Below are 8737 nucleotides of genomic sequence, written 5' to 3' on the forward strand. Positions count from 1 at the left end.
ACCGCAGACGAGCCGGTTCATTGTTCTCCCCGAGGAAAGGTCGTCGAGCACAGCGCGGATGGCGGCGGCCTGGTCAGGAGTCTCGGTATAGGGAAATTTCGCCGCAAAACGGGCCAAGTCCGCGCGGGAGGGCTTGATGATCTCGGCGGGCTGGCTGGACCTCATCTCGGCAAGGCCCACCAGGCGCTTGGCCAGCCTGTCGATCTCGCGCAACGCAGCCTCGCGTCGCTTGGGCCAGCCCTCGCCGTTGAGGCGATCGAGCGACACTGCCTCCGGTTCCGAGCCGTAGCGCCATATTTTCCCAAAGTCGTCGACCGGAACCAGCAAGGAAGCCCCGCCATGATATTCCAGCCTGACAACATCCTGGTGCTGACCAGCCAAGTTGACCTGTTCGACCGCCGCGAGCACGCCCAGGCCATGGTCTTCATGGACGACGACGTCGCCGATGCGCAACTCGGGTTCGAGTATGCTTGCGGCCATGCCGGCATCCGCCTTCAACGCAGGGCCAAACAGGTCGGCTGCGGCGACCATCGCGATACCGGATTGCGCGTCGACAAACCCTTCATCGAGGCCGAAGCCAGCCTTGAGAAGAGAGCCTCTCGCGGCCGAAAGTATTTGCGGTAAGTCGACCGCTTCCTCAGCCCGCCGGCCTAGCTTTCTATTGAGCAAGCGATCTGCTCGCTGCAGTTCAGAGGCATCGCCGGTCAACACCACCCTGGCCCCGGCGCTTGTCTGCCTTGTCACGAATTCAGCGATTTCGTACCCGGGCCTGGCCTGGCGAAAGAATTTGGGAACTCGCTCGGCAGAAACGGCAAGTCTCGTGGAGCGGTTGCGCACGGAAGCATCCCACTCTTCACGCGACAGGTAAAATTGTTCCGGCAAAGGTTTCTCGCGCCCGGCAGCCTCCTGCCTGGCACGGCGTGCATCCTCGATCAGGTCCAGAATTTTGTCGAGCGGCTGCCCGTCGATCCCTTCAAGGAAGGAGATTGAGGCGCTCGACGCACTGTCGAAGACAGATGGCATCGCGCCATATAATGCGACCAGGCGCTCTTCCATCGACGTCGCGCGCATCGCTGTCAGCTCAGGATGATCACCAGCTTTAAACATCAGCTCGGATGCCGGTCCGACAGCAATCGAGTCTCGAACCTGGTCGCTGAGCTGACTGATCGGATCGTAGGTCTTGAGCTCTCGAATGCAGCTGTCTGGGCCAAGGACGACGCGAACGGGGTCCTCCGCGCCAGCGGGGAAGATGTCCATGAGATCGCCCCGAAAAGCTATTTCACCCGGTTCGTCGACCCTCTCGTCGACGACATAGCCAAAAGCTTCGGACCTTGTTCTGAAATCATCCCGGTCGAACTTTTGTCCCACCTCCAGAATTGCGAAACCGCCAGCAATGACCTGGGCGGGCGGCACCCGCTGCAGACTGGCTTCGATCGACATTACAGCGATGCGCGCACGATCGGGCTTCGTTGCCATGTGACACAACGCACGAAGCCTCCGCCCCATATTGGCGCGTGTGGGCCACACCCTGTCGTAAGGCAGGCAATCCCAGGACGGCAGCAAGATGATCTCCGCGTGCGGCAGGAACTGACGCAAAGCCCCGACGATCTCGTCGGCGCTGCGTTCCGAGGCAGTTATATGGATAATGTGCTTGTGCCGGCTGGCCTCCAGCCCACCGGCCAGCGCTGCCGCGATAGCTGAAGATGGCGGGACGCCGTGCTCTATCGTAAACCCGCTGTCATCCGTGTGATCGATTTGTTCGACATCCGTCCGCGAAATATGCCTGTTCACTGAAATCTCACCTTGTCCCCAGAAGAACGTCAGCACGGCGACCCCGTTCCTGGCGGCGCGCATTAAAGTGTTCCAGGACGGGGCAGCCGGTGCGGCGTTGATGCATTGCTTCCTAGCTGCCCTAAGAACTGGCGGCTGTGATTCTGTCACCTTGAATCACGCTCGACGCCGGCAGAACGCTCTGTGCGTCGGGCCATGCCGCGCGGTGGCCCGTCCGCCGGAGTTAGTATGTGCACATGCTGAATTGCCGAAATGACGATAACCACGCGAGGGATTGTCGAGAAAGCTGTTCGAGTTTGTCCTCGTCCGTTATCCCAGCTTGGTAGTAAGCCAGGATGCGCGATGCACTCCGTTCTCTCTTGGTTTCGGTCTCGTTTTTTGGGGTTGCTGCGCGCCAAAACGCGGCTCAGTACGGCCAGCTCTGATGGGGTGAAGGCGTCTCTATGCTTGCATCAACTCCGCGCCGCCCGCCTCGGGTGGGGAGCCGAGGCGGGCTGAAGCTGTGGGGATCCAGCTTCCGATGCCGGGCAACAGGCGATTGTGCAAGAGGGATTGTCCGGCGCGGCCCAACGCAGGATGGACAGAATGTTCCGGGAGTTTTGGTGAGGCGAAAATAATTGGCCAAGAGCCAGAAGCACGGCGCAGGATACGGCATGTAAGACTTGCCGGCGTGCGATCCAGTCAGCAGCTCGGGCCAAGATCCGAATCCTGGATGTGAGTTTCTGGACCTTGCTGAGCATTTAAGAGTTGAGGTACGGCCGTTATGATCTGCGGCAGAAAGAAGGGCTTGGTGATCATATTATGCTGTTGGGAACACCTTCGGCTCCCCAGTGTACCTCGCTATCGCCGCTGATACGCTGCCGCGATCGATTGACGTCCTGAGGTCGCCTTGGACAACGCCAAGACGGGCTTGGTGCTTCGACAGCCAAGTGCCAGACGATGAGGACGATTGCAGGCCTACAGCAGCCGCGCGAATGGTTTCTCGCTGTAAGCTCGTGTCGGGTTGGTACGCTGCGGCGGCTTGCCGGCGCGGTCGCTTTGATCAAGCTTCCTGCTGATCTTCAGAAGCCTGCTGGATTTGGGTCATCACCTTTCGGGGATCGACATTCTCTGCCAGTTGCCGCAGCTCTTTGTCGGCCGGGGTGGAGACATTCAGACGCACCGCCAAGGCAGCCACCATCTCGATCAGCCGCGTGGTTTCATGTTCGTTAAGGAGGCTGATCTGCAAATCCAGTTCCGCTCGGCGCTCGCTGTGTTCGGCCATTCTGTTCTGATTGATCAGCACGAAGGTAGACAGGAAGATTGCCTCGACGGAAGCGACCATGGCCAGGATCACGAAAGTTGGGTCCCAAGCTGGGATGGCTGGTATCGCGCCTAGGTTTGCAAGGATCCAGGCCACGAGGATTGCGAGATGCAGATAGACGAAAATCATGCTCCCCGCGAAGCGCGAAATAGCGCCGGCAATCCGCACCTGAACGCTTTGGTGCTCCTCCTGTTGTCGCCTGTGCTCGACCAGTGCCTCTATGTTCTGGTGGAGCACCGACTGCGTGTTGGCTGGACGTTGGTCGCTCATTTGGAAAGCTCGTTTGAACGACGATCTGGTGCAAGCGGCGTCACTTGTCGCCCGCCTGGAACATTTGCGGAGCCGGACCTGGCTTGAACTCGTCGGCACGCAGCTTACGTCGCTGCCGACGGTTCGATTGGGAAAGGGCGTGCCGTGCTGAAATCGTGTGCACCATACCGACTACTGCCTGCGGGGCGCTCTGATGAACCATATGGCCAGCGCCCGGAATCACCTCGAGGAGAGACCCACCAACTTCGCCATGCAGGCGCCGTGCATTCCGTTCCGCATCGAACAACCGGTCTCCAGATCCCGCCAGGATGCCGGTCGGTACGGAAATGTCCTTATAGCTGGCCTTCTCCGACAGGGCCGCGGCCAGCATAGATGCTGACTCCGAACAAACCGCCCGCAGTTGGGAAGGGCGGCTGGCGGCATCCTTGGCGGATGCGGCGAAGTCGCTGGCGATCATAGCGGGTCGAAATATCTTTTCCATTGCCCAAGGCCAGGCCAGCCTCACAAGCAGCGGCAACAAGGTGTGGCGAAACCCCGTTCCGATCACCGGCAATGCCGGGAGTGCGGCCAGTGCAAGATCCAGCCGCGGTGGCGGATAGTAATAGCCTGAGACAAGCACAATGCCGGCGACCGATGAAGGATGCCTGCGCGCCAACTCGAGGGCGATCCAGGCTCCCCAGGAATGTCCAAGGACGAGATATTTCTTAATACCCAATCTGCCGGCGGCGGCATGTATGAGGTCGGCTTGGTCGCAAGCGGACCAGCGCCGGGTGCGCGAACGTGAGCTTCGCCCAAAGCCGGGACGGTCAAATGCGAGCACCCGGTAGGTCTTTGCCGCCTCATCGAAGACGCCGCTCGACTTGAAATCCTCCGCCATGGATCCATTGCCATGCAGGAGAAGCAGCGGCATGCCGGTTCCGGCTTCGATAAAATGCAGGCGCAGACCATCAATTGCCATCATACGTCCGCATGTCAGGCTGGCGATCGCACGTTTGGCGCGGATGGCGTTGTATCCCGCTAGTGCCGCTAATGCAGCGACGGACAATCCGGCCGCTAGTTTCGCCCCGTCTCTGTCCAACGCCATGCGCGTGCCTTAGAAGCTGTCTGCGTGGCCCAACCTTCGAGGTCACAGCTTGTTCCGCCACCCTGTGCCCGGCGCGGAAGGCTTTTCAACGCCTGGCGATCGCCATGGCCGCGATCTTGCAATGATCCATGCTTGCGTCCCGAGGAGATGCTCCCCGGGATAAACGATCGTTCCATCATCGCGCACACAGCGCCTGGCGTCAGGCTGGCCTCCTCGGCATGACCGGCCCAAGAGTATGCATGACGCGTCAGCCTTCTCCGAGCAGGTAGTCGGAAATAATGCGGCGGTGGCACCGCCACCAGACGGCTTCCGCGCACATGATTGGGCAGCGATGCCGGCTGCTAAGCTCTCGCAGTTCCGCCAAGCCTTTGGCGAACGGCTCCGCCGGTGAGCGCTGTCTGCTAACGTGGCTCTCTTTGGAAAAGTAAGCCCGCTGCCTGGGCGGGGGGCTTGGGGTTAGGCAGCGGGCTTCGTAGGCGATTAGGGGTTCAGACGAACCGAACCCACGCAAACGATGCTCTCAGAGTGTTAACGAGACCTTAACGAAGCTCGGAGCGTTTTACCAATCTTGGCGACCTGTGGATAACCCTCGCAGTTACGCGTTCAATGACAGAGTTGAGGTCCACGGCTTCGCGGTCCCCTGGACAGCGTATTTCGAAAGTTCAGCAAGGTGCATCTCATGTCTTTCGTCCATTGAAGCCCGCCCGCGAGAACCGTGGCCCCCTAGTGCGGATCCAGCCAAGATGATTTTCCCGCGTTCCTCGATACCCCGTTGTCTAATTGAATTGCTGTGTACTGCTCGGCGAGGTCGCTTCGGAATGGGCCTTTGTCAAAGAACTTGAGATTGCAGCCGATGGCATAGCCGACATGTTTCGGGCGAATCTTCAGATCATCCTTCGGCGCGCTGCGTTGATGCTCCGGAACGTCGCCGGCCTCCCGCCAGAGCCAGCAACACAGGACGCATTGAACTCCCTCGCCGCCGAGATGAACATCGGCCGGTATCATTCAGATCGTGCTGAGGGAGTGGCTAGAAACGAATGCATATCTGCCAGTCCCGATGATTGACGATAGCAACATGGCTCGCAAGGAAATGGCCCGCAGAAACAGGCCCGTGCCTGACGGCCGGGCCAAATTTTGGGAACTACGCCTATAGAGCGGTTATTCTCAGCCGCCCATCTTCTTTGCCATGGCACAGAAATCCGCGTGCGACTTGTTGAGCGTGGTGTCGCCGCAGTCTTTCAGCACCGCCTTTTGTTCATCCGGTTTCATGGACATCCATGCGGTCTTGAAATCCGCTTCCGACCTCAAGGTTTTCATGCCGGCATCCGTGAAGAAAGGTGACATCTTTGCAGGATCATCGAGCGCGGAAGTGGTGCTGCTGCCAGCCAGCGCTGAGCCCGTCATCACTGCGAGCGCCATCGCGCCCATCGTAAGCATTTTGATGCTCATTTTTTCCTCCGTTAGTTCTACACGCGCAAATCGCGTGACCTGGGGAAAAAACGTCGGCGTCTGAACTCTGTTCCCCCATCTCGCCGATTCCGCATCGGCAGCCGTCTGACGCGCGCTGGTGTCGTGGAGAATGGCCGGTGCAGTGAGCAGTCCACCGTGCGGCGACGGACCACTGCGGCCAGCCTAAAGTGCGATCGGCAAACGCGGGCCCATTAACCACCTTCCTGGATAGATCGGACCCCAATGGGGATGCGGGGAGTTTACCTTGCATGGAAAATCACAAGCACAGATTCTATTGTCATATTGAGCGCGACGGATTGTGGGGAGTTTGGGATTGCGTCGCCAACAGGCCGGCAAGGTTGGGCGGTGGCGACCTTCGCGGTTGCACTGCCCAACGGGCTGAAGCTGCGGAACACGTCCTCACGAGAATTTACGACGGCGGACTTGATGCCGTCGCTATCCGCATCGCTGGCATTGTCAGTTCTGCGGGTTCGGCCTGATCGATCCCCGGCAGCCAGGCGCTTACCCAGCCTTAGGGGGGCAGCACCGGTCCAGTGGTGTTCCACCGGATGAACTCAACTTCCTTCCCGGTGACTTGCCGCACCGTATTCAACAGCACCTCGTGCAAGACGCGCGTCTGCCTGTAGTGGTCGCAATGTGGTGATATGAACGGCTTGATGATGCTTAGGTGCAGCGCTTCCGCTGCCACCAGGAAGCGCTCGATTTCAGCCTGTGATAACTGCTTTGAGGGTTTTGACCTAGCCATTGCGACACCTTTTGAGAGTCGCCCCACCTGAGGACAATATTCCTACCGCGAGCGTTCACTGTAAAGGCTCAAACGTCGAAAAGGTCGTTTGGTCCCACGCCAATTTCGTCAATGAGGTCCGGCGTGTTGTTTCGCGGGCTTCCGACCTTCCTGTCAATCGGCCACATCTTCATCAGTTCCGAAGGATATGGCTTCATAAGGTCGCGTGGATCCAGTTCCGGGCCGAGCCAGCGCATGTAATCGGCAGGCGCCAGAATAACCGGCATGCGATCATGGATCGTCGCCATCAACGTATTAGGCTCGCAGGTGACGACAGCGAAGGTCCGGATCAACTCGCCGGTGGCCTTGTCGGCATATTCTTCCCATACTCCAGCCATGGCAAAAGGCTCGTCATCCTTCATGGCGATAGCGTAAGGCTGCTTTTTCTTGCCCGAAACATCGAGCTTTTGCCATTCGAAATAGCCGTCGACGGGCACCAGGCAACGGCGCGCGGCGTATGCTTTTCGGAACATGCCGTTGCTGGCAATCGTCTCGCACCGCGCATTGACAGGCGGTGGCCGCCCGCCGCCATCGCGCGCCCAGCCGGGAACCAGCCCCCACTTCGCAGAAACGAAACCGGCCATGCTCGTGGAAAGCTCTTCACGTACAATGATTGGATAAGTCAGGCTGGGCGCGCCATTCCAGACCGGGAACCCGTTGCCCAAACGCTCAACGTCGCCAGGGTGCGCGAACTCGAAGCGCCGTACCATGTCCGGGATGGTCGATTTTACAAAAACGCGTCCACACATTTACGGTCGTCTCATTGACAAGGATCGAGGCCCGCCCAAAATGGGAACGGAGTGAGAACGAGTCAAGGTTGTTGTGATGCCGAAGAAGCCAAAGGACGTAATGCTGCCAGGAGTATCGGGCGTCACAATCGATATCGATGACCGTGACAATCCTAGGGTCTGCCTGGTCGGGCTGTTGACTGACGAGGGAAAGCGATCCTTCACATTGAACGAAAACGGGGCACGGATGATGGTGAAGGCGTTGCACTCATTTCTCGATCTCCTCGACGGATCTACCTCCGTGACAAAGCCAAAACGCCCGGCCAACTGAGAACACAGCGCATGATCAACCCGCCGAAGCGACAGGACGAATATCAGGATCGCGCTAAGGGTCATTAAAGCCCACCGGGTGCATAAACTCTTGCGCCGACCTGGAGGAACATGCGTCCGCAGTCGAAGTTCGGAATGCGCTTGGCAAGGAAATCTCCTTGAAACAGCCGAGCAAGGCCCGCCACTGGCTCCGAGACCCGGTGGCGGGCCACCCGCAATCAAATCTTTTCGTAGGCTGGAACCTGTTTCTGAAATCGAAGTTGGAAATGTGCTTGGTTGAGATTCCCCTCCTCAAATCCAAGCTCTGGTGCAAGTGCAAGGCCCGCCGCTGTAATTGTGTCCTCAGCGGCGGGCTTACTTCGTCAGGCGCTCCACGGTCTCAATGATCGCCTTGGCCAATGCCTCGCCTTCATAGATCGGCTCTGGGCCATAGTAGCCCCGTCAACCATTGCTCGGATGGCAGCACGCCGGGAGGGCAGACCTGCTCGATGGCCATTCGGACGGGCTTCAAGGCTGCGCGTTCGCCAGTGAGTTCGATTGCCACAGGGGGCGATACGGCTGCGGTGTCATAATTTCGCCTCGCGGATCGCTCGCAAAGTCGCATGGCGCAGCTTGTCCTCGCGCTTCAAGGTCTTCACGCGTCCGACAAGGCCAGGTTTGATCCATTCGGCGTCGGGCTTGTCCGCTCCCTTCGGCGTGCCTTTCCCCTCTTGCACCTTGGCCCATAGGCGTTCGCGCATGGCTTTGGTCAGGGCGATGTTTTGCTGATCCGACGTAGCGGCGTTCCGCATCGCGGGTCGCCATCAATGCGAGGGGAGCTGAACCGGGTTTTAGCTGCACGCCTGCAACCTCAAAGTCGACTTCCTCGTAGCATTTGGTTTTCAGCCACGCTTCGGTGTCGCCTGACCGATAAACGCTGTCAGGCCGCTTCGACACCATGCCCTCCAGGCCCATGCGATCAACCGCGGCGTAGAAGT

Annotated in this window: 10 protein-coding genes; 1 reads left to right on the forward strand and 9 read right to left on the reverse strand. The window is 59.2% G+C overall.

What is annotated here, in order from left to right; genetic code table 11:
* From EN990_RS33945 to EN990_RS33985, 8 genes are all read right to left on the reverse strand, one after another.
* Positions 1–1854, reverse strand: a 1854-nt coding sequence (locus tag EN990_RS33945) for a CarD family transcriptional regulator (protein ID WP_281056358.1), incomplete at its 3' end; no start/stop codon positions are given.
* 979 nt (positions 1855–2833) lie between these two features.
* Positions 2834–3364, reverse strand: a complete 531-nt coding sequence (locus tag EN990_RS33955) for a DUF1003 domain-containing protein (protein ID WP_127370442.1) — start codon at positions 3362–3364, stop codon at positions 2834–2836.
* 40 nt (positions 3365–3404) lie between these two features.
* On the reverse strand, positions 3405–4448 hold the full coding sequence (locus EN990_RS33960) for an alpha/beta hydrolase (RefSeq protein ID WP_127388552.1): 1044 nt from the start codon (positions 4446–4448) through the stop codon (positions 3405–3407).
* Positions 4449–4695: 247 nt separating this feature from the next.
* Complete coding sequence (locus EN990_RS36870; protein WP_164755114.1) at positions 4696–4959, reverse strand: DUF488 domain-containing protein; 264 nt, start codon at positions 4957–4959, stop codon at positions 4696–4698.
* Between the two features lie 212 nt (positions 4960–5171).
* Complete coding sequence (locus EN990_RS36875) at positions 5172–5453, reverse strand: hypothetical protein (protein WP_164753914.1); 282 nt, start codon at positions 5451–5453, stop codon at positions 5172–5174.
* Between the two features lie 159 nt (positions 5454–5612).
* Positions 5613–5897 carry a hypothetical protein gene (locus EN990_RS33975; protein WP_013525246.1) on the reverse strand — a complete coding sequence of 95 codons (285 nt, stop codon included), beginning with the start codon at positions 5895–5897 and terminating at the stop codon, positions 5613–5615.
* 532 nt (positions 5898–6429) lie between these two features.
* Positions 6430–6663 (reverse strand): hypothetical protein, encoded by a 234-nt coding sequence (locus EN990_RS33980; RefSeq protein ID WP_127370395.1) that lies wholly within the window; start codon positions 6661–6663, stop codon positions 6430–6432.
* A gap of 68 nt (positions 6664–6731) precedes the next feature.
* Entirely contained in the window at positions 6732–7451 is a 720-nt protein-coding gene (locus EN990_RS33985; protein ID WP_127370394.1) for an SOS response-associated peptidase, read from the reverse strand.
* Between the two features lie 76 nt (positions 7452–7527).
* Here EN990_RS33985 and EN990_RS33990 point away from each other — a divergent pair, with 76 nt between their 5' ends.
* Complete coding sequence (locus EN990_RS33990; protein WP_027162013.1) at positions 7528–7761, forward strand: hypothetical protein; 234 nt, start codon at positions 7528–7530, stop codon at positions 7759–7761.
* 565 nt (positions 7762–8326) lie between these two features.
* Here EN990_RS33990 and EN990_RS34000 read toward each other — a convergent pair.
* Positions 8327–8551 (reverse strand): ATP-dependent DNA ligase, encoded by a 225-nt coding sequence (locus tag EN990_RS34000; protein ID WP_127388553.1) that lies wholly within the window; start codon positions 8549–8551, stop codon positions 8327–8329.
* Positions 8552–8737 lie beyond the last annotated feature (186 nt).

It is taken from the genome of Mesorhizobium sp. M7A.F.Ca.US.005.03.1.1 (assembly GCF_003997975.1).
Lineage (GTDB): Bacteria > Pseudomonadota > Alphaproteobacteria > Rhizobiales > Rhizobiaceae > Mesorhizobium > Mesorhizobium ciceri.